Origin of the sequence: Colwellia sp. BRX8-7 (assembly GCF_014077275.1) — a bacterium.
GTDB lineage: Bacteria > Pseudomonadota > Gammaproteobacteria > Enterobacterales > Alteromonadaceae > Colwellia_A.
Map to the genome: position 1 here is coordinate 1 of NZ_JACGVP010000015.1, position 24,076 is coordinate 24,076.

The window sequence follows — 24,076 nt, forward strand, 5'->3', positions numbered from 1 at the left end:
TTAGAAACATTGGATGTTTGCCGTTCAATATTCGTAACCAACAGAGGCATGTTCCACTTATCAACTATAGTAAATTAATCGATTGATAAATGGATTGGTCCAACTATAAGCCATTCAAGCAGGACTTTGATAGTTGGTTTTGTTCGCCTCGCTCTCTATTATAACCAACTATTATTTGCCTCTTAGTGGGGCGTTAGGCATGTAGGTCAACTTAGCTGTTGGAGTTTATAATGAGAGAATCAGACTGGAAATTATTCACAGAGCTTAAAGATATAGCTATTGAAAAATACTGCACTTTGGCTCTGGACGAATCACAAAAAGTGATTTCTGATCAAAATGAGCATAGCCATAACAGGTACCTTTTATTATATAAATTACTGCAAAATAGAAATAAGCATATGTCTTTACTTTTTGATGGTCACAGTAGATCAAAAGCATGGATTCAGCTTATTGCGATGCGCAAAGAAGGACTTGCTGATGAAACTTTACTTTCCAAATTATCAGAAGAATTTTTTAACGAAACAGATCCTGAAAAGCATGACTGGTAAAATGCCTAGTTTCAAGTTTCAAGTACGATAAAAATAATTGTAACTCTATCTCGCTCTGGGGGCGAAACCGCCTTAGATTTAATACTCTAAATTCGTTTGAAACTTGAATAATTATAATGTCCGCTTTGGAGATTTTAGATCTAACGCCATGTAAAAGTTTTAGGTATAAATTCTGTTGTGAATAGATGGATTTTTTAAGTTTAAAATGAAGCTTTATAATCTCTGATCTGACGTTTTAACTCAAAAGCTAATGCCAGGTAATGGCTAGGAGCCGAAATATTAATTTAGTCACTCAAGGCTTCTGGTTAGCGCACTATTTCAACCTCTAATGAACTTCACCATCTGGTTCGATATTATGTAAGTTTTTTTCATCTTTGGCTATGAATCCGTCCTTGATTTTTTGTCTTGCCATTGATTCGCCCAATTTGGATCTTAAGTCTTCCCACTCAACTCCAAAGTCTTCAATAAAGTCATCAACAAATAACTCAAGCTCCTCTTCAGTATATGGTGTCTTAGGGTCATTGGCTGGGTTCATCCAATCAGGTTCATTAGTCATGAGGTTTCTCCAAGAAGTAATTTAATCGTTATGGTTCCATAATTATAGTTCACTTAAAGAAGGAGTAAAATTATGCATAACATTGTACTTTATCAACAAAAGCCAAGTTGGAACAAAGGTAAGCTTGTAGGGCAAAAACTTCCCCTTAAACTTTAAGAAGTATGGTCTATCAGAACAAGACTTGATTTAGCCAATAACCTTCGAGAATTAACTATGTTTAATTTAGCACTAGATTGTAAATTAAGAGCATGTGATTTCATAAAGCTTAAAGTGTCGGATATTGCACATGGGAAAACTATTCAATCACGAGCTATGTTAATTCAACAAAAAACGGGAACTCCTGTTCAATTTGAAATAACTAAAAAAGCGAGAATAGCTTTACAAAAATGGATATCATTCAAATCTCTTCATTCAAGTGATTATTTATTCGGTAGTAGAGTAAAAGATGATTTCCATTTAACGACTCGGCAATATGCCAGAATCGTCAAAAAGTGGATTTCTAGTATTGGTTTGGATGTAACATCCTATGGTACTCATTCAATGAGGCGAACTAAGGCAACCTTGATCTATAAAAAAACCAAAAACCTGAGAGCAGTTCAGATTTTGCTTGGTCATACAAAACTAGAAAGTACCGTTCGCTATCTTGGTATTGAAGTCGATGATGCACTTGAACTGTCGGAAACTATAGATATTTGAACCACAAATAACTAAGGAAGTATGGACGCTTCCTGCCACAGAGCGGTCATATCTTCTCGTTAAAATCAGTAAAAAAAAGGACAAGATTGATACGATTGCTAACATTTCAACATTTCAACATTTCATTTTTATGACTTCTTGGTGCGCATTGCGGACTCTAGCAGTTTTTATTCTAACGACCGCTTTACCAATAAAGCGGTCATTAGCATCGAAGATAACCTTGTGACTTCAGCTAGCCATAAGCTGACATTAGCTTGTGAGTTGCTAATGACAATTCAGAGCCTAAAGCAGTCGTTTTTTGTTGTTAAAAATCACCCAATCTAATGATTAATGATACGAAATCGAGCCTACTGAAAATTATATTTTAATACTTAATCTGTGCTGATGACATATAGAATATGATGAAAGCAGGATCAAGTCACAAAGTGGGAGAGAATTTTGTGCAAAGTTGTTTTCTTGAATTGGTAATTAGAATAAAAATAATTAACTTCAAGATGGGATTAGTACTTATTTATTGCCTTAATAACCAAATAGCAAGACACAATCCCATATCATTAAGTTTTATAACTAGCCAGCAAGATTCACTAATATTTCACCAGATTGTAAATCAACTTTCATATGACAATTACCTCTTCCCTGATCCCAATTAATTTCTCCGCCAACTAACCATGACCGATTTTCATTTTTATGTAGTCCATTTACATTAAGTGAAACTTCACCAAACGCAGAATCAAGATCAACAGAAGCAATCATAGTTTCAGACATGTGGATATTTATTTCGCCTGCTGACATATCAATGTTCAAACAAGAATCTACATTGTTTACTTTAAGTGAACCTGCGTCCATGTTGACATTAAGTTGCTTAGATTTAGGAATAAATAACTTAACGCTAAGATTGGCGTTATAACTCTGGAACAAAGAATCTTTATTGGTTTTTAGTGTTAGGTGTTTTCCTTCAGTTAATGATACAAATTTTAGACCAGTCATACGCTTGGCGCATTTGCTATTAATACCAGGGCATTCTACTGTCATTTCTGCCCTTAACTGATCTCCTGGAGAGCTTTCAATGACAACATCACCCGCAGTAATATTAAGATCAATGACAATATCTTCGATAATAGTTAGGTTAATTTCTTGAGTAGGGCCAACCCTTACATTAGAGGGAGTATTAACTGTAGAGCAAGATGATGTTGATAATATTATTATGATGCCGACAATATGCTTATATTTCATTGTGTTTCCATATGATTGAGTAATGCTTTAATATTTACGTAAGCAATTTTCAAACCAACCATATAAAGTCATTATAAATCAAACGATTGATATAAATTGTCTTTTAGCCGCTGATTGAATTTAGCGTTATAACGCACATTTTAACTAATTCCACCAGTTTTAAGTTGGTTGTTAATTTTATCTGTTTTCTAAAAAAACTCGTAACTGTGTCAATTGTAGACTGAGTTAGAATAAGAAAAAGTATCTTAATATCCCCACATTGATTAAATTCAATTTTGACAGACTAAGTCGAAATAGGGCGTGAGAGCCTTAGAAAAATGATTTTAACGTCAGCTACCTTTAAAAATAACGAAATGCAGATATTCGTTCACAGGCAGGGGGGGGATAGATTTTAGCGGACATTTATACATATAAATTAATTTAGGCTTTCTTTGTCTATATTCTCAGCCACTACAAATGGTTATTTTCACTATGTTCTGGCGAAAAAAGATAACAATATGAATATGCAATTTTGAACAACCTAAAGAGAATGGGAACTGTAGATTGGTGTGAATATTGCAAAGGTTGATATTATCTATTTATAAACAGGCTCTATAGGTTATCTAATATGAAAAAAGTTTTACTACTGGCTACCATTATTGCAGCACAGAACACTACTGTGTTAGCCCAATCTTCTAACTCCGATGATGAACGTGGCCATGCCGCTATTCCCCGGTTTACGATATCCACTGTTGCCGGGACCGGAATACGAGGAATAAGTGGCGATGGAGGCCAGGCGATCGATGCATTAATTGAAAGACCCACCGCCGTCGCACTTGACTCCAAGGGTAATTTGTATATCGCAAACGAGAAGATCCCTCGCGTCCGTATGGTAACGTCTAAAGGGGTCATCACGACAGTGGTAGGTACCGATAGCACCGAAGTACAAGAAGGAAGTCGCCCTGCAAATGAGACCAACCTATCAAACGCTTATGGCGTTGCCACCGATCTCGATGATAATCTTTACGTCCTGAGTCGTGGGCACTCTAAAATTTTCAAGATCGGCGCAGATGGAATTGCCCAGCATATAGCGGGCACAGGTGTGACTGGATTTAGTGGTGATGGAGGACATGCGCTCAAAGCACAGTTCAACTTTCCGAACCATCTTGTGACAGATGGAGCTGGCAACTTGTTTATAGCAGACACTGCAAACCATCGTGTCCGTAAAATATCGACCAACGGCGTCATCACCACAGTGGCCGGAACGGGTAAAAGTGGATTCAGTGGTGACGGTGGTCCTGCCATAGAAGCTGAATTAGGCGCTCCCGTTGCGATCGCGATTGACGCTGACGGTAATGTTTACATCGCAGGATTCTTCAACCATCGAATCCGCAAGATAAAAACTGACGGCACCATTGTAACGATTGCAGGTACTGGCGTTCCAGAGTTTAACGGCGATGGAAAGCCAGCTCTCGAAAGCCAGATTGGCGAACCAACAGGTGTGGCGGTGGATCGTTCAGGCTACGTCTACATTAGCGATCAGGTGAACATGCGAGTCCGCGTGGTAACACCTTCAGGGATCATGTATACAGTTGCAGGCACTGGGAAACAAGGTAACACTGGCGACGGCGGACCTGCGGTAGAGGCCCAGATCTCCAACCCGGACATCATCGCCTTTGGTCCAAACGGAAGCTTGTTCATTCCGGATCACCTGAACGCCGTTGTAAGAAAGCTGACTAGGATGGAAAAGTAAGGTTTGTCAGCATAGTCTCACTCTAGCCTCGTCGATATGTTTTGATAGAGCAATAAGCATTTGTTTGGTTAGAGTAGAAATATTTGAAGCAACCAGTTAAAGTCGATAGGGTTTGCTCTTGGTAAACTTTGAATGTCTGCAATTGACTACTGACCAATCCTTTATTTGTGATACTAGTTAGCCTTTTCTTCGTAACCCAAAAAACTTCTTTTAGATGAGTCAGTTGACCTTAAAAACAAGCAGTAGCTAATGTATTCAATGAGCATGAAGTCAGTATTAATTATTTGATGATGAATGACCGTTGTGGTGGCTTTGTTCTCATTCGGGTTAACTGGTTATTGTCAAAAAGTTATCATCAATATACTCATGTTTTTATAATTTAGGAAGGTCAGCTTTCGTATCTTAGTGATCCATTGGTGGGGTGATTCAGAAGGGTCTATAATGACCGCTTTGAGATATTCGTGGAAGGAAGAGTCCATTCTTCCTGATTTTTTGTAGTTTAGATATCTATAGACTCAGATAATTCAAGGGCATCATCGACCTCAATACCAAGATAACGTACAGTACTTTCTAGTTTTGTATGACCAAGTAATATTTGGACAGCACGTAAATTTTTAGTTTTTTTATAGATCAAAGATGCTTTGGTTCTACGCATCGAATGAGTACCATACGATGTAATGTCGAGACCAATACTTGCAACCCATGTTTTGACAATCCTTGCGTATTGACGGGTTGTTATATGGCACCCCTTTCTCATCCGACTACCAAACAAATAATCATTAGAACGAAGCGATTTTAATGCGATCCACTCTTTAAGCGACTCTTGGGTCTTTTTAGTTATTTCAAATCGAACAGGAGTACCTGTTTTCTGTTGAATCAATATTGCTCTAGATTGAATACTTTTCCCATGAGCGATATCCATGACTTTAAGTTTAATAAAATCACACGCTCGTAATTTACAATCTAATGCTAAATTGAACATAGTAAGTTCGCGAAGGTTATTTGCTAAATCAAGTCTTGTCCTTATAGACCATACTTCCTCAAGCTTAAGAGGAAGTTTTTGACCAACTAATTTACCTTTATTCCAGCTAGGTTTTGGGGTGTAAGGAATGATGTTATACATAATAGTGCTCCTTTCGTTAAAGAGACTATAAGTATGGTTCAACGATTTTGGTAATTTGGAACTATCTGGTTGAGATAGAAAGGTTAGCTAAAACCCAAAGCAGACGGCTTGACTTGTTAACAATCAGGCCACCTAGTGATCACTAAGATACGAAACCGGACGTTAGCCTTGGCTTATCTAGCGACAAGAGAACCGATGAAAATCAGCCCTGCGTTAGATAATAGAATTGTTCTAAATTTCATCAGGAATCTATAAAGTCAAAAATTCTAATTTGATTAGAAAATACCAAAGCGGACATTAAATTAATATGATTTTAGGTATTAAATTCTATGGCGCTTCGGGGCACTAAGCGTATATGGATTTGATCTGATTTAGATTGCTTATTAATGTTTTAAAAATCAGGTGTTCATTTGAAATTTCATTGTAAATCAATTTGTTCCTTGTGATTAATAATCAATGTGATATATTTTTTGTGACTAAAAAAAGAACACATTGGAATTGTGTAGCTTTTTAAATGGAATATCAAACATGCATAGGGTTAAGGATGAATAGCAACAATTGTGAAATTAGTCACGTTCGTGAGTATTAGTCGTTAGTCTTTTAAGTTAGAAGTAAATGCATTTTGTTGTTCCAATAATTTAATTATAACAACAGGTAAGTTAAATGATTGATAGAACAAAAAAAACAAACTACATCCGTTTAAAAACGTTTACATTAAACATAGTTAAACTTGTGATGACACTCACTTTTAGCTTTGTATTCACAATTAGTATAGTGTCGGCTAATGAAGTAATAAAAAAGGATAAAGGAACACGTATAGAGCAAAGAAATGCCATCAAAAAAATTGGTAACCTCAGTAAATTAAAGTTTAACGCACATGGCATGCCATCAAATATCGAAGGTGAATTAGGTTATTACAACCCAGCGACACACGATAAAGATATTAATAAGTTAATTAAAAATATTGGCGCTATATATCATCTACAAGCTAACCAGTCTTTTAAAATAAGAAGAGTTAATAACTCATCAACGGGTTATCATACTCGGCTAGACTTATATGTAAATCACATAAAAGTAGAGGGTGCTGAATTCATTATTCATACCGACAACAATAATAATATTTATGCTATCAATGGTAATGTTATTTCTTCTGAAAATTTGGCCATTCAAGCTTTAATCACTCAACAGCAAGCGCTTAATGCATCATTAGATATATTAAGTGATAACAAAAATATAAATATCCTAGATCAGCCCAAGTTAATTTATGTGGTTGATGCTTTAGGGGGTGCTCATTTGTCATGGTTATCTTTAATTGAATATAAGGATAATAATGGTAGTCAATACCTTGATAAGATTTATATTGATGCCACAAATGCTCAATTTATCATGCGAACACCTCAAATTCATAACGCTTTAGATAGAGAAATACGCAGTGCTGGCAATCAAGATATCCCTTTAGGAACAACAACTCTTATCTCTGAGGGAGGCTCATCTTCAGACACTACCGCTATGGATGTCTATGAACATCTAAAAACAACGTATGATTATTTTAATAATAAACAGGGTATTGACTCTTTTGATGATAATGGCACAAGCCTAAAAGCGACTATTCATTATGTAGTAAGTGATGTAGGACAGCCAGATGAAAAAAATATTGGCCGTTGGGATTCAAACAATAAAAGGTTCCTCTTTGGTGATGGGGATGTCAGCCTGTTTTCTTCTTTAGGACGTTCTTTAGATATTGTCGCCCATGAATATACTCATGGAGTATCGAATGAAATAGGCCCGACATTTATCTATCAACAGGGTGCTAACGGTAAATTTATTGGTGAGTCAGGAGGAGTAAGCGAAGCTCTTAGTGATGTTTTTGCTACAGCTGTTGATATTTTTAAAAACGGTCAAACAAGCAATACTTGGCTCCTTGCTGAAGATGTATGGAAACCAGCCGTTAGTGGTGATGCCATGCGGTATATGAATAACCCTACTAAAGATAATAATTCATTAGATTTTTATTTAGACCTCACTTCTAATACTGAGGTCCATGATAGCTCAGGCATAATCAACCTTGCTTATTACTTGTTGGTCAATGGCGGTTTTCATCCACAAGGACGAACCAGTCACCCTGTAGAAACGGGGGTTGGCCATACAAAAGCAGAAAACATCTTCTTTCAAGCACTTACCCAATACATGACTAGCGCTGAAACCTTTATAGATGCGATGGAACATACGGCAAGAGTTGCCCTACAAGTACACGGTAATAATTCAAATGAACACAAAGCGGTTTGTGCTGCATGGAGTGTGGTTGGTATACCTAATGACAGCTCGGTTTATTGCGCTAGCAGCCTGCCAAACAAAACAACTTGGCTTAATAAAAGTTACTCTTGTTCAAATGGTGGGGCATTAATTAATACTTCTTGGGGAATTGTTAATGGCAGTTTAGCTTCAGGAGAGTTTTATCAGCTTGAACACCGTAATGGAAAATACGGTGTTTAGGCAAAAATATTACCCTATAGCCAATCAACAAGTCACAGTGAAATTTATTTTAGTGGTTTGCAATATTTTAAAGCAAGAGTCTGTAACCATATGGGTGACTGTGGCACAGCAACGTCAACTTTAGTAAATGCTAGTTGTGGTGGCGGTGGTGGCGATTTGTAATAAATTAAGCTCAGGTGTTGTTAGAGTATAATAATTACCAATATCATCTGAGCGTACAATAAACGGTTGACTTAAAATTAAACTAATTGAGATATAAAATGAAAATTAACAATCTTTTGATACTTGTAATTATCTGTTTTATTAACGCTTGTCAGGGTGATTCAGAAGAAAAAGCAGAGCCAATAGCTGAACAAAAATATTTACTGGCTGTGACCTATGATAACTATGCATGGGGGGCAAGTCATGCAGGGATTTTTGTTGATATTGAAGGCAACTTTTATCATTATTATCATGATAAAGGGGATAATGATGGTTACCTTTCAGTAAATGAAGTGGCAGAGCAGTCAGAAATAGAACTCACTAAAGTGATGGGGGGCGCTGGGACTTTACTTGAAACTTTAGATATTGAAGTTATCAAGGAAATTAAAAGTATTGCCAGTCGGGTGACTTCTCATAATTTTACTGAGTCGCAGCAACGTTGTCATGATTCTGGAAGTATACGTTTTTTTAGCTTTTATTTTAATATAAACACTCAAATGTATACTCCAACTCTACTAGAGAAAACTGGTGGATTGGCACAAGTTAATCTTTCACCTTCTGCAAAAGAATTAGTGAATTGGCTGGACACTAAATCAAGTGAATATCAGTTAGGTCTTAATTCAGATGATTGCAGTTATATACCTGAAGATTAATATTATACGACTTTACTTTTGTGAAAATTCTTATAACTCTATAGCACTTTTGGGGATATATGACCTTAAAGTTAACAATCTAATTTCGGTGCATCCAAGATGATTCTAATGTCCGCTTTTGAAATTGGGAACATAATTGTACGTTCAATATTAAGTGAATTTTAGAGTACAAATAAATAAAATTTGTTGTAGTAGCTCAGACCAGTTCTGCCGTTAGTAACTCAAAAGCTAACTTCCGCTTTTGGCTAATCAGTGACCTAAAGAACAAACCATAGTTAATGTCAGGAATGCGCAGAAAGTGATCCTAAATATTCCGGTTTATCTTAAGTATTATGACTGAACCGTCGTCTTTTCAAAAAGCCATCTTAACTGCGTCCCCTTAAAAACGACCAAGCGTAAATGAGACTAATATCAATCATTATGCCTAGCCACAAAGGCCATGATTTATCATTGATCTAGATCAACTTTTACTAGAAATAAATCTTGTTGTCGGCTAGAATGCGCGCTGAATATTTTCAAGTTAACGAGATCAACATGTCACACGGCGAAGACTTCAAAGACAGCTCATCTATATTTCATTTATTAGCAGCGATTATTGCATTAGTTTCAGCGCCACTTTTGCCTATGGTAATGGGTTGGTTCACTCTGCTTTCAAATTAGTATTTTCTCGTTTAATTAAAATAAGAAGTATTAATACTATGGTTATATTACTCGCTGATGATAAGCAGAACGTTTTAGATTTTATTACCCCGTTACTTGAACAACAGGGTCATATCGTTGAAACTGCAGGCAATGGTTTAGCTGCCTTTGAAAAGGCGCAACAGCAGCATTTTGACCTCTATATTATTGACCATCTTATGCCTTTTATGAACGGTATTCAGTTAAGTAAAAACCTTCAAAAAAAACCTTTTACCGTTAACACTCCTATAATTTTCATGACAACTCAAAACACTACTGATGTCATCGCTTTAACTCGTTCACTCCATTTTCAAGCCATTATTGCCAAGCCTATTAATGAAAACAGTTTGTTAAATGCAGTAAATGAAATAAATCAATTAAATAATACCAATACAAGTCGTTATTCACTGTAAATCATCGTACTTTTGCTTTATTCTTTAGCCATGATAAATTTTTACTTTTGATATGCTAACGATGACCGATACAGAACTCTCTCTTTTACAAAACTCTATTCACGCCGTACCTGATTATCCTAAACCAGGCATTTTATTTCGTGATATTACCGGCTTACTTGATGATCCGGCTGCTTACCAGTTAACCATAGATTTATTTGCTGCTAAATATAAAGATTCTGGTTTTACTAAGATTCTTGGTACTGAAGCTCGTGGCTTTTTTTTTGGTGCACCTTTGGCATTAGCGCTTGGTATTAGCTTTATTCCTGTCCGCAAACCAGGCAAGTTGCCAAGAGCGACAATTAGCCAAAGTTACCAACTTGAATATGGAACAGACACCTTAGAAATTCATCAAGATGCACTAACCGCAGATGATAAAGTTTTGATAGTTGATGATCTACTTGCCACCGGTGGTACTGTCGAAGCAACATTCATGCTTGCTAAAAAGCTTGGTGCAGAAGTTACAGATGCTGCATTTGTTATTTCATTACCTGATTTAGGCGGTGAAAAACGTTTAACGGATCTTGGCTTATCGATTTATTCTTTACTGCAATATAACGGCGATTAGGCAGTCATATGAGTTATCAAGTATTAGCACGTAAATGGCGCCCTAAAAAATTCACAGAATTAGTGGGTCAAGAGCATGTTGTCACTGTGCTAGTTAACGCACTAGAGCAGCAACGTCTTCATCATGCCTATTTATTTACCGGTACTCGTGGTGTCGGTAAAACAACGATAGCTCGAATTTTTGCTAAAAGCTTGAACTGTGAACAAGGGATAACTTCAACGCCTTGCGGTGTTTGTGATACATGCCAAGATATTGACCAGGGCCGTTTTATCGATTTACTTGAAATTGATGCGGCTTCTAAAACAAAGGTTGATGATACTCGTGAAATACTTGATAACGTTCAATATGCACCGACACGTGGCCGTTATAAAGTTTATTTAATTGATGAAGTACATATGTTGTCTCGTAGTAGCTTTAATGCGTTATTAAAAACGCTTGAAGAGCCACCTGAACATGTGAAGTTCATTTTAGCGACCACAGATCCTCAAAAGCTTCCGGTAACTGTGTTATCTCGTTGTTTGCAATTTCACTTAAAAGCATTAACCGTCGGCCAAATTGAACAAAAGACTAAGCAAATTCTTACCGCTGAAAACGTCTCAGTTGAACCAGGTGCTTTAACCTTATTAGCTAAAGCCGCTCGCGGCAGTATGCGTGATTGTTTAAGTTTAACCGACCAAAGTATCGCGCAAGGGCAGGGAAGTATTACTCTCGCCAATGTTCAACAGATGTTGGGCGGTGTCGATCAAAATTGGGTTTTTAAAATACTGATAAGCTTATTAAAGCAAGATCCTAAAGCGCTAATGCTACTTTCACTCGATATAGCCTCATACGCACCTAATTACAGCCGATTAACAGCAGAGCTTATTCAGTTACTCCATCAAGTTGCTATGACGCAAGTTGTTGGTCAACACTTTGATTTGTCGCCTGAGCATAACCAATTGGTTGATAAGTTCAGTAAAGCAATGAGTGCTGAAGATATTCAACTTTATTATCAAATAGTGCTCAATGGCCGTAAAGACTTACCTTATGCGTCTGATGAACAAGCAGCCTTTGATATGCTTTTACTGAGATTATTAGCATTTACACCAATCAAAAATAGCGAAAGTTTACCCGATACTCAGCTTAGTCAAACCAGCGACTTTGACGATGTAAGCTTTGCTAAAAGCAATATTAATAAACCTGATAATTTTGTTGCGTCTTCTTTAGTTGAGCAGCCCCTAGTCGAGCAAACATCAGTTGTTCAGCCTATAGCCGATTTAGCTGAAAGTAGACCAAACCTTATAATGGGCAATGTTTCGCAAGTAACAACAAGCCCTTTAGAAGAACAATCTACTATTACTTCGCCTGAGTACTTTGCTGTACCCGATGCGTCCTCAGAGCAAGAGCATCCTGCGATGTCTCCCTCTATAGACTCAGCTGAAGAAAGTAGACCCAACCTTATAACGGGCAATGCTTCGCCAGTAACAGCAAGCCCTTTAGAAGAACAATCTATTATTACTTCGCCTGAGTACTTAGCTGTACCCAATGCGTCCTTAGAGCAAGAGCATCCTGCGATGTCTCCCTATATAGATTTAGCTGAAATAGCCCCAAATATCGATACGCCTACTTCTCAATCGCCTATAGAAAAAGCTATAGCGACCCGGAACATGTTACGTAGTCGAAAAAAAGGGTTGGAAAATAGCGCAAAAAAGTCAAATGACGCTAAAGGGCGTCAAGACACAAACAATCCAGATGTTCTTGAAGCAATAACTCAGGAAGAGCCTCGTTCAGATGTTCCTGCATTAACATCTATTTCTGAGCAGGCTTTTGATGTTAGTGCGATAGACCCAGCAAAAATACGCTCTGCTAATCAAGTCGACAAATGGGCAAATATGATTGACGCCATGTCGTTAACAGGGCGACTGCGTCAATTGGCAATACATGCAACCGTTGATGAAAGGTCTACCGACGATTTATTGCTACTTAACTTAAATCAAGCGACTAAACATTTAAACAGTGATGTTGCTCATAAAAAGCTAGAACAATGCATCTCTGATTTTTTACAACGAAAAATTACGGTAGAATTGACGATTGTCGATGAGACCTCTCATGATCCGTATCAAATTCAATCACATATTAATGATAAACGTTATGACTATGCGAAAGAATTATTACAAAATGATGAAATCATTATTGGTTTGAAAACTCACTTTCAAGCACAATTAGATGAAAATTCGATTGTAGCATTGTAACTGCTACTTGATATTTGTCGCGTTAAGATCTATCTTTGGCGGCAACAGAACTTTGGAGAAAAAATTATGATGAAAGGTGGCATGGGCAACTTAATGAAACAAGCCCAACAAATGCAAGATAAAATGGCTAAAGCTCAAGAAGAATTAGCTAAAATGGAAGTTATTGGTGAGTCAGGTGCCGGCATGGTTAAAGTGACTATGACAGGCGGACACAGTGTTAGACGTGTTGAAATTGACGACAGCTTAATGGCAGACGATAAAGATATGCTTGAAGATTTAGTTTCAGCCGCGTTTAACGATGCCGTTCGTCGCGTTGAAGCACAAAATAAAGAAAAAATGGGCGCTCTAACAGGTGGTATGCAATTACCTCCTGGGATGAAAATGCCTTTTTAAGCTTTACTCTTAATAAAAATGGCACCTTTAAGGTGCCATTTTTGTTTGGGCAAGGATTTAAGATAACACTCAAATAGATTCTTTAACGTTTTGGCACGTCGTTTATAATAGAGTTTCAATAAACTGTCGGTTTAGTGCGTTTTGGAGCATTCTGTTTATTAGTCCCAGGCCCAGGTTAAAGCATAGTGCCGTCTGTTTTTCCATATAAAGGGCTATAATTTACTGTAATGCCGTGGCAACTGCGCCGCTTTATAGTTAAATATTGTTTGCTTGTGTCCAATCTTTGAGCTTTTCTAAAATATCTAATGCGGTACGGCCAAAGTCGGTGATTTCATACGCGACGGCAATAGGACGATCGCTAATAACTTCACGCGTTACTAAGCCCTGAACTTCTAATTCTTTAAGGCGTTGATCAACCATCTTTTTACTTGCGCCCCCTAACATGCGAGATAATTCGTTAAAGCGTACGGGTCCATCTTTTAAATGCCAAAGAATAGAGGCTTTCCACTTCCCTCCTAAAACGCGCATACCTCGCTCAATCAGACAGGGTTCTTCACAGCTTTGTGAATTTATTTTTTTTACGTTACTTGTTGTTTTTATTGTTTTTGTAATCATTATTCTATTTTTATCTTAGTGGTTACTAAAAGTATACTGGTTGCTTTAATTAACCACTCTAGCATAATGTGAGTATATAGCCAATTTACTCTCTCGATGCATTAATGTTAATGCAATCTTAGGAAACTATTTTATGCCAAAACTTATCTCATACGATCCCATTAATAGAGCGCCTTTAGGCGAAGTCCCTGTTACTCAAGCCCCACAAATGGCAGCGGTTGTGTTACGTGCAAAGCAAGCACAAAAAGCTTGGTCAGCACTGTCTCTTGAACAACGCCAACAAAGTGTAAACAAGGCCTATAAAGGGCTGGCTATGGTTGAAGACGAACTGGCATTATTAATTAGCCAAGAAATGGGCAAAGATCACCGAAGAGCAAGTTATGAAGTGGCTGGCACCGTTCAGAACGCCTCTTATTTTACTGAAGAAATAGTGCAAGCGCTCAAAAGTGAGGCGATAACAAACAATGCACAAATGCAATATCGCCCCTTAGGTGTAGTTGCGGTTATATCGCCTTGGAATTATCCACTGGCCATGGCGAATAACTTGCTATTACCTGCATTAATTGCCGGTAATAGTGTGGTGTTAAAGCCATCAGAAGAAACACCTTTGGTTGCTGAACTTTTTGTTAATACACTCAATAAATTATTACCTGAAAACGTATTACAAATAGTGCACGGTAATGCAGATACCGGCAAAGCTTTAGTTGAAGCCGATATTAATATGGTCGCCTTTACCGGTTCACTCGCGGCTGGCAAGCATATTATGGCAAGTGCAGCAGCAGGGCTTAAACGCTTAGTTATGGAGTTGGGTGGTAACGATCCGCTTATTGTGATGGCAAACGCAGATATTAACAAAGCGGTACAATTTGCTGTTGCAAGTTCTTTTGAAAATGCCGGGCAAATGTGTACGTCTACCGAACGCATTTATGTTGATGAGCAGATCGCCGATGAATTCGAGCAGAAAGTTACGGCTTTAGCTAATCGTTATCAAGTGGGCGCTTGGGATCAAAAACATGTCAACTTTGGCCCGATTGTTAATCCTAAGCAGCATGCTCATGTTTTATCGCAACTTAAAGATGCACACGCTAAAGGTGCAAAATTTTTATTAGGGACACATCACTACGAGTTGCCTTATATACAGCCTACTGTTGTCACTGGTATTACCGCTAATATGCTTTTAGAGCAAGATGAAACCTTTGGCCCTGTGGTGGCTATTAGTCGCTTTAATGAGTTGTCTGAAGCGGTTGAACGAGCCAATGCCAGCTCATATGGTTTAGGTGCTGTGGTTTTTGGTCATGATGGTGCTAATAAGGTTGCAGAGCAAATGGAAGCGGGGATGGTTGCTATTAATCAAGGCGCTGGAGGCCTTGGACCTTGGGTTGGGGCGAAACAAAGTGGTTTTGGTTTTCATGGCACGGCAGCTGGTCATCGCCAGTTTACCCAGTTACGCATTATCAACCAATAGCAATACACTATGGTCAGCACAACCCTTTAACTAAGCAAATGCGTTAAGGCCAGTATACCCATTATTGAAAGAGTAAAATATGAAACAAACAATAGACACAAACACTGACTTTTTTGTCGCCGCATTAGAAGCCGGCGCAGAGCACCCGGCTTTACCTGCATGGGGGAACCGTCAGGTTAATCCTGCTAATTTGAGCAAAGATTTTGATATCAGTCATATTGAACGTCGAGAACTGATAGAGGTGCCTGGAGCATTTCAATTATTGAATGTCTTGAGCAAAGATGAGTGCGCGCAGCTTATCGATATTAGTGAACAATTAGGTTTCTTGCCAGATGCTGCCGTTTCTTTGCCGCGCAGTGTTCGACACAATGACAGTTTAACCTGGATAGTTGATGAACAAACTGATGGCACTATTTGGCAACGCATTGCGCATTTAATGGATGACCGACAGGCTATTTTTGGTGGTCGTAAAGCGTTAGGGATCAATGCACGTTTTAGATTCTATCGTTATAACCCTGCTGACTACTTTAAGCCTCATTCTGATGGCTCTTGGCCGGGTAGTCGCATTATTGGTGACGAGCTAGTCACTAATGCTTATTCTGACCGATATAGTGAAATGACTTTTTTAATCTTATTAAGTGAAGACTTTCAAGGTGGAGAGACACGTTTTTTAGTCAATGCTGATGATCCCAACCAGCCAGCATCAAGAAATGACAGGGTTAAAAATGTCGATGTTCGAACCCCAGTAGGCGGTATATTATGTTTTCCTCATGGTATGCATCCTTTACAATGTATTCATAGCTCTCTACCTATTACTGAGGGGATTAAATATATCATTCGCAGTGATGTTTTATTTGAATTATAAGTGTTTCTCAATGGCCAAGTCGCTTTACATTGACGTGTGTAAAAGTGCTTTGTCGTCGGTAGAGCAAATCTAATAACTTTTAAGGTGACTGCTTATTGAACACGTAAAGAATATCAGTCAATATAGCTGAGATATTTTGTCAGATGAGCATTAGCCTTATTGACGCGCTTATTTTTAGTCTTGCCATGGATAGAAAAAGTAAAATTGGATATACCTTATGATTGAAATGCCCTTTGATAATTATATGTCTTACACTATAGGTATAGTGGTATTTTTTATGGGTGTGTATTTAACAAAAAATATTAAGTTTCTCCGAGATTTTAATATTCCAGAGCCAGTAACGGGGGGCTTGCTTGCTGCTCTATTTATCTATGCAGTCTATATTTTCACGGGTAGCGAAATAGCGTTTGACTTATCAACCCGAGATCGACTGTTAGTCTATTTTTTTACCGCTATTGGGCTCAACGCTAGGTTTTCTGATTTAGTTAAAGGGGGAAAACCTCTGCTGATATTATTAGTATTAACTCTGTCTTTTATTGTGATCCAGAATGTTGTTGGCATAACCAGCGCAATACTTCTTGATTTACCATCAACCATTGGCGTGTTAGCTGGCTCGGTTTCTTTAATTGGCGGTCATGGCACAGCAATAGCTTGGGCTCCCGATGCTGTTGAACTTGGTATACCTAATGCTCTTGAAATAGGTGTTGCAGCTGCTACGCTTGGACTTGTTGTAGCGAGTTTAGTTGGTGGACCTATTGCTAAATATTTATTGGCTAAGTACCAGCTTTCAAGTGAATCAACAGCAAAGCCTTCTATCGGTATTGCTTATCATAAAACGGATACAGAGTCCTTTAGCCACCTGAGTTTTATGGCGGTATTACTGGTTATTCATATTTGTATCATTATTGGTTTTTTTGCCAATAAGATGTTTATGGAGATGGGCTTAAAATTACCGCTTTTTGTGACTTGCCTGTTAGCAGGAATTTTACTGTCCAACACGGTTCCTCATCTCTTACCTAAATTACATTGGCCCGCTAGAACTCGCTCATTGGCCATCGTTTCTGACTTTTCATTGAGCCTATTTTTAACTATGTCACTGATGAGTATGCAACTTTGGACCCTAGCTGATTTAGCCGGGCCATTATTTATAATTTTAGGTGTACAGACCTGTGTTGCGGTGTTATTTATTATTTATATTTTATTTCCATTAATGGGGCGAAACTATCAAGCCGCTGTTTTAAGTGCCGGCTTTGGTGGTTTTGCGCTGGGGGCAACACCAACCGCTATTGCGAATATGACGGCGGTGACTAAAGCGCATGGCGCTGCACCAATGGCTTTCATTATATTACCTTTGGTCGGTGCATTTTTTGTTGATATTACCAATGCCTTTATCATCAGGATAGCCCTAAATTTTTAAAGCGCATTGACTTTGCCTACATCGAGAAAGTTTAGCGTTAGCGACTTATTGGCTTTTAAAACGGCTGTAACTGTTCGCTTTGTTTGTCTACTTAAAGGAATACTCTAATGAAAAATCCGCTGCCATTGGCATTTATATTAATTTTTGTTTCGACATACGTAAGTGCTAAGCAAGATAAAGCGTCATGCGTCATGAAGTTGTTTACCCTTGGCGCTGAATCGATGACGCTTGGCGAAATTAGATCTGTTTGTGCTAGCCAAGAAAATGATATCACTAGACAACAAAAAAAGACCGAGCAAACAGAATTACAGAGTAGAACAGGCGGTATTACCGATAGAATAAAACGTGAGAAAATGACTGAGTTTGAACCTTATGTGCTTACTCCTCATAGAATGAATTTTGTATTGCCAGCAATGACAACAAATAAAGTGAACAAGCAAGCATATAGATCCTTTGAAGGGTATGAAGACAACTTAGAAAATGTTGAAGCAAAATTTCAACTAAGCCTTAAAGTCCCCTTAAATTATGACAAAATATTTATAGAAGGCGATGGGCTTTACGCAGCTTTTACCTTAAGTGCCTGGTGGCAAATTTATGCGAGTGGCATTTCTAAACCCTTTCGAGAAACAAATTATCAGCCAGAAATATTCTATCTTGCACCGCTTAACTGGCATCCGTTTGGAGGTAATACGGGCTTTATTGTCGGGGTAGAGCACGAATCTAACGGGCGAGCACAAGACTTATCACGTAGTTGGAATCGTATTTACACACATATCCTTTTTGAGAAAGAAAAATTTGCGCTATCGATTAAACCTTGGATAAGGTTATCTGAGAAGGAAAAAACTTTTGCTTTAGATCCCGACGGAGACGATAACCCTGATATCGAAGATTACATGGGTAACTTTGAGTTAAGCATGGCCTATAAATGGCGTGACTATGAATTCAATTTCAAAGGTCGACAAAATTTCAGTAGTCATTACGGCGCTGCTGAGCTTGGTTTTACTTTTCCGCTATGGGGTAAACTAAGGGGCTACGCAATGGTGTTTACTGGTTATGGTGAAAGCCTTATCGATTATAACTATAGTCAAACTAGGTTTGGTATTGGCATCTCACTCAGTGATATTTTATAGCAAAAAAAAACACGCGCTTTATTTTATAAAGGCGTGCTTTATTGTCAAACTATGTCGGATATTAAATTACTGAAAGTACGACTTCAATGTTACCACGTGTCGCATTTGAGTAAGGGCACACAAGATGCGCTTTATCTACCATTGTTTGCGCTTGTGCTTTATCCATATCACCTAATGATATCGCTAATTTTACCGCAATACCAAAACCACCTTCAATAGCACCAATAGAGACTTCTGAATTAATATAAGTTTCGCTCGGCAAACTGATTTTTTCTTCACCAGCAACAAATTTAAGTGCACCAATAAAACAAGCAGCATAACCAGCAGCGAATAATTGCTCAGGGTTTGTACCTTGTCCATCATCTCCACCTAAACCTTTTGGCGTAGATAAGGTTATGTCTAAGCGACCATCATCAGATTTTGCTGTACCTGCGCGGCCACCCGTTGCTGTTGCTTTTGCTGTGTAAGCAATGTTTTCTAATACGTTCATAATAAACTCCAAGTCATTAATATTTACTTTGCATGCAAAATATATAGGAAACAAATACTGATTGCAAATACTTTGTGTGCAAATTAAAATGTAACCTTCAGGAGAGTATTATGTCATTTGATCAATTAAAACTTAAAAACCAGCTTTGCCATCGATTATATATGGCATCAAACAGTATTGTTCGCGCTTACCGTGAGCCACTAAGCGAACTCAATATTACTTACCCCCAATATGTGGTCATGATGGCATTGTGGGAGCATGACAAAATAACTATTGCTGAGCTTTTAGATAAAACCATGATTGATGGTGGGGCGATGACACAAATTTTAAAGAAAATGGTTGATAAGCGCCTTCTAGAAATAATTAAAGACGACAACGACAAGCGCAAGCGCCTAGTGCAATTAACACAACAAGGGCAAGAATTAAAAATAAAGGCTGCAAGTATTCCTAATACAATCAGTTGCAAATTTACCCATATTAACAGCACACAAGCCAGACAACTTATGGAATTACTCGACCTAGTAGTCAATGATTTAGCGATAAAAACATAACAAAATGTAAATAAACCACCAGTTAAAATAATAATACTCGCATTAACTAGACGATCGGTCTATTATTAATAAATGAATATTCCAGCAATTAAAGCACGCCGCGGTAGACCGCCCAAAGTAGCGCGTGAAAATCAAGATACCAAAGCGGAGTTAATTCGCAGTGGTCTAGAACAACTCACTGAAAATGGCTTTGCCTCTTCAGGAATTGATCAGATCTTAAAGAAAGTGGCTGTACCCAAAGGATCTTTTTATCATTATTTTGCCAGCAAAGAAGCTTTTGGTCAGGCGGTCATTGAAAACTACGCTAATTATTTTGCTAACAAGTTAGATGCATGTTTGTTGGATGAAGCATTTCCTCCTTTAACACGTATTAGTCATTTCGTTGAAAGCGCCAAAGTAGGCATGGTCCGCTATCAATTTAAGCGTGGTTGTTTAATCGGCAATCTAGGCCAAGAAATTGATTTACTTCCTGAAAGTTTTAGACAGCAATTGATTGATATATTCCTTTGTTGGCAGTATCGCTTGGCTACATGTCTCAGAGCAGCACAAAAGCAAGGTCAAATCTCACCAAACGCAGATTGCGATCGACTGGCTGAATACTTTTGGATGGGTTGGGAAGGCGCGGTTAGTAGAGCAAAGCTAGTTCAAAATACTTCACCCTTAGATAATTACCTGAATTTTTACATAGTCGGTTTACCCCGATAATTTTTTCATCATTTATAGACGATCGGTCTAAATAAGGAGTAGCAGATGTTTAAAGGCATTTTAATTGAAAAAGACGACCAAGGTTACCGCGCGACAGTTAAAGATATTGACGACAACTTACTGCCAGAAGGTGATGTTACCGTTAAAGTTTCTCATAGCACGCTTAATTACAAAGATGCTTTGGCCATCACAGGTAAAGGTCCGGTAGTTAGACAATTCCCTATGGTTCCCGGTATCGATTTAGTCGGAACAGTTGAACACACTGAGAGTGATAAGTTTGAGGTTGGCGATAGTGTACTACTCAATGGTTTTGGTGTCGGTGAAATGCACTGTGGCGGTTTAGCTGAAAAAGCTCGATTAAAAAGTGAATGGTTGATCCCATTGCCAAAAGCATTTACGCCACGCCAAGCCATGGCTATTGGTACGGCAGGTTATACCGCGATGCTTTGTGTAATAGCACTTGAAAAAAATGGCGTCACTCCAGATAAAGGTGAAATTTTAGTGACCGGAGCAAACGGTGGTGTCGGTAGTTTTTCAATCGCAATCCTAGCGAAATTAGGCTATACAGTTGTTGCTTCAACAGGTCGCGTTGATCAAGTAAAATATCTAGAAAAACTAGGTGCATCAGCCGTTATCGACCGTGAAACGTTATCGCAACCTGGTCGCCCAATGACAAAAGAACGTTGGGCTGGCGCAATTGACTCAGTAGGTAGTCATACGTTAGCGAATGTTTGTGCGAGTATGAAATATGGTGGCACTGTTGCAGCCTGTGGTTTAGCGCAAGGCATCGATTTTCCTGCCTCTGTTGCACCTTTTATTTTACGTGGCATAACTTTAGCGGGTATTGATAGTGTGATGCGCCCACTCGCAGACAGGATTGAAGCATGGCAACGACTTGCTGATATTTTAGACCCCGATATTTTTGAAGATATTTCTACCGACATCACCTTGGTAGAAGCTGTCGATGTGGCCAGTGATTTAATGGCAGGCAAAGTGCGTGGTCGAGTGGTTGTTAATATCAGTTAGTGAAAGCTATAAGTTAAATGAGTACAAACTGATATTTTGTAAGTTTCTACTCATAACTACCGGTAGTTATTAAAAACTTTTTATAATAGAACATCTTAGTTAGCTGTAACTAACAAAGAGTAAAGGCTCAAGCATTTCTTGAGCCTTTAAAACATTAAGACAGCTGGATTGTAAACGTTATTGAGTCTTTAACACTTTTTTAACGGTAGCTTCTAAGCTAGTTAACCCCGCTTTTTTTCCTGTAAAAATCGCCTCATCAATGCTTTTATTGTGATTGAAGTGCGCATCTAATGCGAACATAGCACCAACACGGTTACCGCTGGCGCAATGAACAAAAGCTTGTTCTTTATTTGTGATGGCAGCAGTAAATAATGCGAGATTTTCTTTATTGATATCACTGGCACCACTAATAGGTATCGCAATATAATTCATGCCCAAGGCTTCTACTTTAACTTGTTCGTCAAAATCGTCAAATTCACCAGTACCCCGTAAATTTATTACCGTTTTAATACCACTTTTTGACAGCATAATGAGATCATTTTCGCTGGGTTGCCCACCAATAATAAATTGCTGGCTATATTGTGTAGCATTTTTGGCTGAGAGCTTATCACTAACGTCATTAGCTTGGCTAAAACCAGATAAAGTGAACATTAAAATTAAAAAGATAAAAACTACGCTTGCTTGTTTATTCATTAGTGTACTTCCAATTGGCGAATTAACTTTATATGATTTTTGTTTTGAACATACTTTATGAAAAGATGTAAAAAGCGCTAGTCATAGCAGTTTTTTAATATATATTAATTGTATAAAAGTTGATATTAAAGGTAGCAAAATAAAATGATTTTTGGTGCAAAAAAAAAAGAAGAAATCTCTCGTTTGAAAATTGAGAATAACCAATTAAAAAATCGTATTGAATCACTAGAAGAAAAATTATTATTAGCCGAAAATGATAATTCTCAGTTAGCTGAAGATATGTCTACTAACGATAGTCGTGCTCGTACACATGAAGATTTGAATAAGCTTTGGATGCAGTCTTCAAGTTTAATTGACCAAATTCGTCAAGAGTTAGCATCTTCATCTACCGGTATGATTGAGCATCGTGATACCTTTCAGTCGTCGCAGCAACTCTTTGATCAAATCATGGATATGTTAGCAACAAATATTATTTCCACGTCAGAGATTTCTAATGAGACGCAATCGGCATCAACATCAGTTGACCAATTGAAAACAGTGACTTCTGGCATTAATGACTTTGTTAATATCATTAAAGGTATTTCTGATCAAACTAACTTATTAGCGTTAAATGCCGCCATAGAAGCAGCAAGGGCTGGAGAACAAGGCCGAGGCTTTGCTGTTGTTGCTGACGAAGTTAGAACATTAGCCCAACGCTCAGCGGAGGCTTCCAATGAAATATCTAACTTAATAGAGCAAGTTAATACACAAATGGGCGATGTTATTAATGGTATTGGTCAAGTAGGCGAGAAGAGCCAAGCAATAAGTGCCAGTACTTCTTCTATTGAAGATACCGCGAATCGTATTGTGTCATTATCAAAAAATATGTATTCGGTTATTACTCATTCAACAGCCGATGCATTCTTACAGACGGTTAAAATGGATCACGTTGTTTGGAAACTTGACGTCTATAAGGTGATGTTAGGTATGTCTGATAAATGCCTTGAAGATTTTGCTGATCATACTATGTGTCGATTAGGGAAATGGTTTTATCAAGGGGAGGGCGCTGAAAAATATGCAACACAAAGCGCTTTTAAACAAATAGAAGGCCCACATATCGATGTTCATAGTCATGGGCTTGAGGCGTTAAAGGCTCATAATGCTGGAGACTCGGCTCGTGCATTAAAAGCCCTTACTGTTATGGAAAATGCGAGTTTTAAAGTGGTTGATGCATTAACGGGGCTTTCTCAACAAGTTGCTCAAAATATTAATTCAGCAACTAAAAAGTAGCACTTTAGCTTTTATTGTTCAGGATGGCCTCTCTCAGACATCCTGTCTTTTGATACATTAGTGCATCCTTGTACGTCAACGGTCATGACAGCTCTTAGGTATCGATACCTTCGCTGCCAAGGAACGTATATGTTCAGGATGAACGGTATAACGTGGTGGCATGGACGCCAAGGAACGTATATGTTCAGAACTGCATAGATGCAGGGAGTAGAGATTAGGGTAATGCAGCAGCAGTTACCGAGCGGCCAATGGCGGTCTGCGTTTATTATTTAGCTTTTAGTCGCTAGGTCACT

23 protein-coding genes and 2 pseudogenes are annotated in these 24,076 nt (G+C 38.1%); 19 read left to right on the plus strand and 6 right to left on the minus strand.

The annotated features are described in order from the left end of the window. The first annotated feature begins 230 nt into the window (after positions 1-230). Positions 231-548, plus strand: a complete 318-nt coding sequence (locus tag H4J57_RS14585; protein ID WP_182243450.1) for a hypothetical protein — start codon at positions 231-233, stop codon at positions 546-548. Between the two features lie 325 nt (positions 549-873). On the opposite strand, the gene H4J57_RS14590 is transcribed toward H4J57_RS14585, so the two are convergent. Then, the gene (locus H4J57_RS14590; protein WP_182243451.1) at positions 874-1,104 is read right to left on the minus strand and encodes a hypothetical protein; all 231 of its coding nucleotides are present in this window, start codon (positions 1,102-1,104) and stop codon (positions 874-876) included. Between the two features lie 72 nt (positions 1,105-1,176). Here H4J57_RS14590 and H4J57_RS14595 point away from each other — a divergent pair. After that, positions 1,177-1,800: pseudogene (locus H4J57_RS14595) on the plus strand (tyrosine-type recombinase/integrase). 567 nt (positions 1,801-2,367) lie between these two features. Here the strand turns inward: H4J57_RS14595 and H4J57_RS14600 are convergent. Beyond that, positions 2,368-3,033 (minus strand): DUF4097 family beta strand repeat-containing protein, encoded by a 666-nt coding sequence (locus H4J57_RS14600; protein WP_182243452.1) that lies wholly within the window; start codon positions 3,031-3,033, stop codon positions 2,368-2,370. Positions 3,034-3,640: 607 nt separating this feature from the next. Between H4J57_RS14600 and H4J57_RS14605 the strand changes: the two genes are divergently transcribed. Beyond that, on the plus strand, positions 3,641-4,765 hold the full coding sequence (locus H4J57_RS14605) for a hypothetical protein (protein ID WP_182243453.1): 1,125 nt from the start codon (positions 3,641-3,643) through the stop codon (positions 4,763-4,765). Positions 4,766-5,264: 499 nt separating this feature from the next. Here H4J57_RS14605 and H4J57_RS14610 read toward each other — a convergent pair whose 3' ends face one another. Continuing rightward, positions 5,265-5,888, minus strand: a complete 624-nt coding sequence (locus H4J57_RS14610; RefSeq protein ID WP_182243454.1) for a tyrosine-type recombinase/integrase — start codon at positions 5,886-5,888, stop codon at positions 5,265-5,267. 663 nt (positions 5,889-6,551) lie between these two features. On the opposite strand from H4J57_RS14610, the gene H4J57_RS14615 reads away from it, so the two are divergent. The 7 genes from H4J57_RS14615 to H4J57_RS14645 all read left to right on the plus strand — a co-directional run bounded on the left by H4J57_RS14615 (position 6,552) and on the right by H4J57_RS14645 (position 13,557). After that, positions 6,552-8,381, plus strand: a complete 1,830-nt coding sequence (locus tag H4J57_RS14615) for a M4 family metallopeptidase (RefSeq protein ID WP_182243455.1) — start codon at positions 6,552-6,554, stop codon at positions 8,379-8,381. Positions 8,382-8,641: 260 nt separating this feature from the next. Beyond that, entirely contained in the window at positions 8,642-9,235 is a 594-nt protein-coding gene (locus tag H4J57_RS14620) for a hypothetical protein (protein WP_182216747.1), read from the plus strand. Between the two features lie 498 nt (positions 9,236-9,733). Further along, positions 9,734-9,895, plus strand: coding sequence for a hypothetical protein (locus tag H4J57_RS14625; RefSeq protein WP_182243497.1), 162 nt, complete (start codon positions 9,734-9,736; stop codon positions 9,893-9,895). A gap of 38 nt (positions 9,896-9,933) precedes the next feature. Beyond that, a complete protein-coding gene (locus H4J57_RS14630) occupies positions 9,934-10,326 on the plus strand; it encodes a response regulator (RefSeq protein ID WP_182217985.1) in 393 nt (130 codons plus the stop codon). 52 nt (positions 10,327-10,378) lie between these two features. After that, positions 10,379-10,933, plus strand: a complete 555-nt coding sequence (gene apt / locus H4J57_RS14635) for an adenine phosphoribosyltransferase (protein WP_220465244.1) — start codon at positions 10,379-10,381, stop codon at positions 10,931-10,933. An 8-nt stretch (positions 10,934-10,941) separates the two neighbouring features. Next, complete coding sequence (gene dnaX / locus H4J57_RS14640; RefSeq protein WP_182243456.1) at positions 10,942-13,164, plus strand: DNA polymerase III subunit gamma/tau; 2,223 nt, start codon at positions 10,942-10,944, stop codon at positions 13,162-13,164. A 63-nt stretch (positions 13,165-13,227) separates the two neighbouring features. Beyond that, a complete protein-coding gene (locus tag H4J57_RS14645) occupies positions 13,228-13,557 on the plus strand; it encodes a YbaB/EbfC family nucleoid-associated protein (protein WP_146798582.1) in 330 nt (109 codons plus the stop codon). 255 nt (positions 13,558-13,812) lie between these two features. Here H4J57_RS14645 and H4J57_RS14650 read toward each other — a convergent pair whose 3' ends face one another. Then, positions 13,813-14,169 (minus strand): winged helix-turn-helix transcriptional regulator, encoded by a 357-nt coding sequence (locus H4J57_RS14650; protein WP_404842393.1) that lies wholly within the window; start codon positions 14,167-14,169, stop codon positions 13,813-13,815. Between the two features lie 136 nt (positions 14,170-14,305). On the opposite strand from H4J57_RS14650, the gene H4J57_RS14655 reads away from it, so the two are divergent. From H4J57_RS14655 to H4J57_RS14670, 4 genes are all read left to right on the plus strand, one after another. Beyond that, positions 14,306-15,637: an aldehyde dehydrogenase gene (locus tag H4J57_RS14655; RefSeq protein WP_182243457.1), complete on the plus strand. Its 1,332-nt coding sequence runs from the start codon at positions 14,306-14,308 to the stop codon at positions 15,635-15,637. A gap of 79 nt (positions 15,638-15,716) precedes the next feature. Next, a complete protein-coding gene (locus H4J57_RS14660) occupies positions 15,717-16,502 on the plus strand; it encodes a 2OG-Fe(II) oxygenase (RefSeq protein ID WP_182243458.1) in 786 nt (261 codons plus the stop codon). 217 nt (positions 16,503-16,719) lie between these two features. Then, a complete protein-coding gene (gene gltS / locus H4J57_RS14665) occupies positions 16,720-17,919 on the plus strand; it encodes a sodium/glutamate symporter (protein ID WP_182221581.1) in 1,200 nt (399 codons plus the stop codon). A 107-nt stretch (positions 17,920-18,026) separates the two neighbouring features. Next, positions 18,027-19,049 (plus strand): phospholipase A, encoded by a 1,023-nt coding sequence (locus H4J57_RS14670; protein WP_259364953.1) that lies wholly within the window; start codon positions 18,027-18,029, stop codon positions 19,047-19,049. Between the two features lie 61 nt (positions 19,050-19,110). On the opposite strand, the gene H4J57_RS14675 is transcribed toward H4J57_RS14670, so the two are convergent. Then, entirely contained in the window at positions 19,111-19,539 is a 429-nt protein-coding gene (locus tag H4J57_RS14675; protein WP_182217973.1) for an organic hydroperoxide resistance protein, read from the minus strand. Positions 19,540-19,649: 110 nt separating this feature from the next. On the opposite strand from H4J57_RS14675, the gene H4J57_RS14680 reads away from it, so the two are divergent. The 3 genes from H4J57_RS14680 (at position 19,650) to H4J57_RS14690 (ending at position 21,821) form a co-directional block, all read left to right on the plus strand. Further along, the gene (locus H4J57_RS14680) at positions 19,650-20,090 is read left to right on the plus strand and encodes a MarR family winged helix-turn-helix transcriptional regulator (RefSeq protein ID WP_182243459.1); all 441 of its coding nucleotides are present in this window, start codon (positions 19,650-19,652) and stop codon (positions 20,088-20,090) included. Positions 20,091-20,162: 72 nt separating this feature from the next. Beyond that, positions 20,163-20,795, plus strand: coding sequence for a TetR/AcrR family transcriptional regulator (locus tag H4J57_RS14685; protein WP_182243460.1), 633 nt, complete (start codon positions 20,163-20,165; stop codon positions 20,793-20,795). Between the two features lie 45 nt (positions 20,796-20,840). Continuing rightward, positions 20,841-21,821 carry an MDR family oxidoreductase gene (locus tag H4J57_RS14690; protein WP_182243461.1) on the plus strand — a complete coding sequence of 327 codons (981 nt, stop codon included), beginning with the start codon at positions 20,841-20,843 and terminating at the stop codon, positions 21,819-21,821. Between the two features lie 177 nt (positions 21,822-21,998). Here H4J57_RS14690 and H4J57_RS14695 read toward each other — a convergent pair whose 3' ends face one another. Further along, positions 21,999-22,514, minus strand: a complete 516-nt coding sequence (locus H4J57_RS14695; protein WP_182243462.1) for a fused DSP-PTPase phosphatase/NAD kinase-like protein — start codon at positions 22,512-22,514, stop codon at positions 21,999-22,001. A 453-nt stretch (positions 22,515-22,967) separates the two neighbouring features. Between H4J57_RS14695 and H4J57_RS20380 the strand changes: the two are divergent. Next, a pseudogene (locus tag H4J57_RS20380) lies at positions 22,968-23,330 on the plus strand (methyl-accepting chemotaxis protein); the annotation flags it as partial. A 102-nt stretch (positions 23,331-23,432) separates the two neighbouring features. Beyond that, the gene (locus H4J57_RS20385; protein WP_259366872.1) at positions 23,433-23,783 is read left to right on the plus strand and encodes a CZB domain-containing protein; all 351 of its coding nucleotides are present in this window, start codon (positions 23,433-23,435) and stop codon (positions 23,781-23,783) included. Positions 23,784-24,076: the final 293 nt, after the last annotated feature.

Coding starts and splice junctions, on each gene's coding strand:
- H4J57_RS14585 (WP_182243450.1), top strand. CDS start 231: ATGAGAGAATCAGACTGGAAATTATTCACAGAGCTTAAAGATATAGCT.
- H4J57_RS14590 (WP_182243451.1), bottom strand. CDS start 1,104: ATGACTAATGAACCTGATTGGATGAACCCAGCCAATGACCCTAAGACA.
- H4J57_RS14600 (WP_182243452.1), bottom strand. CDS start 3,033: ATGAAATATAAGCATATTGTCGGCATCATAATAATATTATCAACATCA.
- H4J57_RS14605 (WP_182243453.1), top strand. CDS start 3,641: ATGAAAAAAGTTTTACTACTGGCTACCATTATTGCAGCACAGAACACT.
- H4J57_RS14610 (WP_182243454.1), bottom strand. CDS start 5,888: ATGTATAACATCATTCCTTACACCCCAAAACCTAGCTGGAATAAAGGT.
- H4J57_RS14615 (WP_182243455.1), top strand. CDS start 6,552: ATGATTGATAGAACAAAAAAAACAAACTACATCCGTTTAAAAACGTTT.
- H4J57_RS14620 (WP_182216747.1), top strand. CDS start 8,642: ATGAAAATTAACAATCTTTTGATACTTGTAATTATCTGTTTTATTAAC.
- H4J57_RS14625 (WP_182243497.1), top strand. CDS start 9,734: ATGCGCGCTGAATATTTTCAAGTTAACGAGATCAACATGTCACACGGC.
- H4J57_RS14630 (WP_182217985.1), top strand. CDS start 9,934: ATGGTTATATTACTCGCTGATGATAAGCAGAACGTTTTAGATTTTATT.
- apt (WP_220465244.1), top strand. CDS start 10,379: ATGCTAACGATGACCGATACAGAACTCTCTCTTTTACAAAACTCTATT.
- dnaX (WP_182243456.1), top strand. CDS start 10,942: ATGAGTTATCAAGTATTAGCACGTAAATGGCGCCCTAAAAAATTCACA.
- H4J57_RS14655 (WP_182243457.1), top strand. CDS start 14,306: ATGCCAAAACTTATCTCATACGATCCCATTAATAGAGCGCCTTTAGGC.
- H4J57_RS14660 (WP_182243458.1), top strand. CDS start 15,717: ATGAAACAAACAATAGACACAAACACTGACTTTTTTGTCGCCGCATTA.
- gltS (WP_182221581.1), top strand. CDS start 16,720: ATGATTGAAATGCCCTTTGATAATTATATGTCTTACACTATAGGTATA.
- H4J57_RS14670 (WP_259364953.1), top strand. CDS start 18,027: ATGAAAAATCCGCTGCCATTGGCATTTATATTAATTTTTGTTTCGACA.
- H4J57_RS14675 (WP_182217973.1), bottom strand. CDS start 19,539: ATGAACGTATTAGAAAACATTGCTTACACAGCAAAAGCAACAGCAACG.
- H4J57_RS14680 (WP_182243459.1), top strand. CDS start 19,650: ATGTCATTTGATCAATTAAAACTTAAAAACCAGCTTTGCCATCGATTA.
- H4J57_RS14685 (WP_182243460.1), top strand. CDS start 20,163: ATGAATATTCCAGCAATTAAAGCACGCCGCGGTAGACCGCCCAAAGTA.
- H4J57_RS14690 (WP_182243461.1), top strand. CDS start 20,841: ATGTTTAAAGGCATTTTAATTGAAAAAGACGACCAAGGTTACCGCGCG.
- H4J57_RS14695 (WP_182243462.1), bottom strand. CDS start 22,514: ATGAATAAACAAGCAAGCGTAGTTTTTATCTTTTTAATTTTAATGTTC.
- H4J57_RS20385 (WP_259366872.1), top strand. CDS start 23,433: ATGGATCACGTTGTTTGGAAACTTGACGTCTATAAGGTGATGTTAGGT.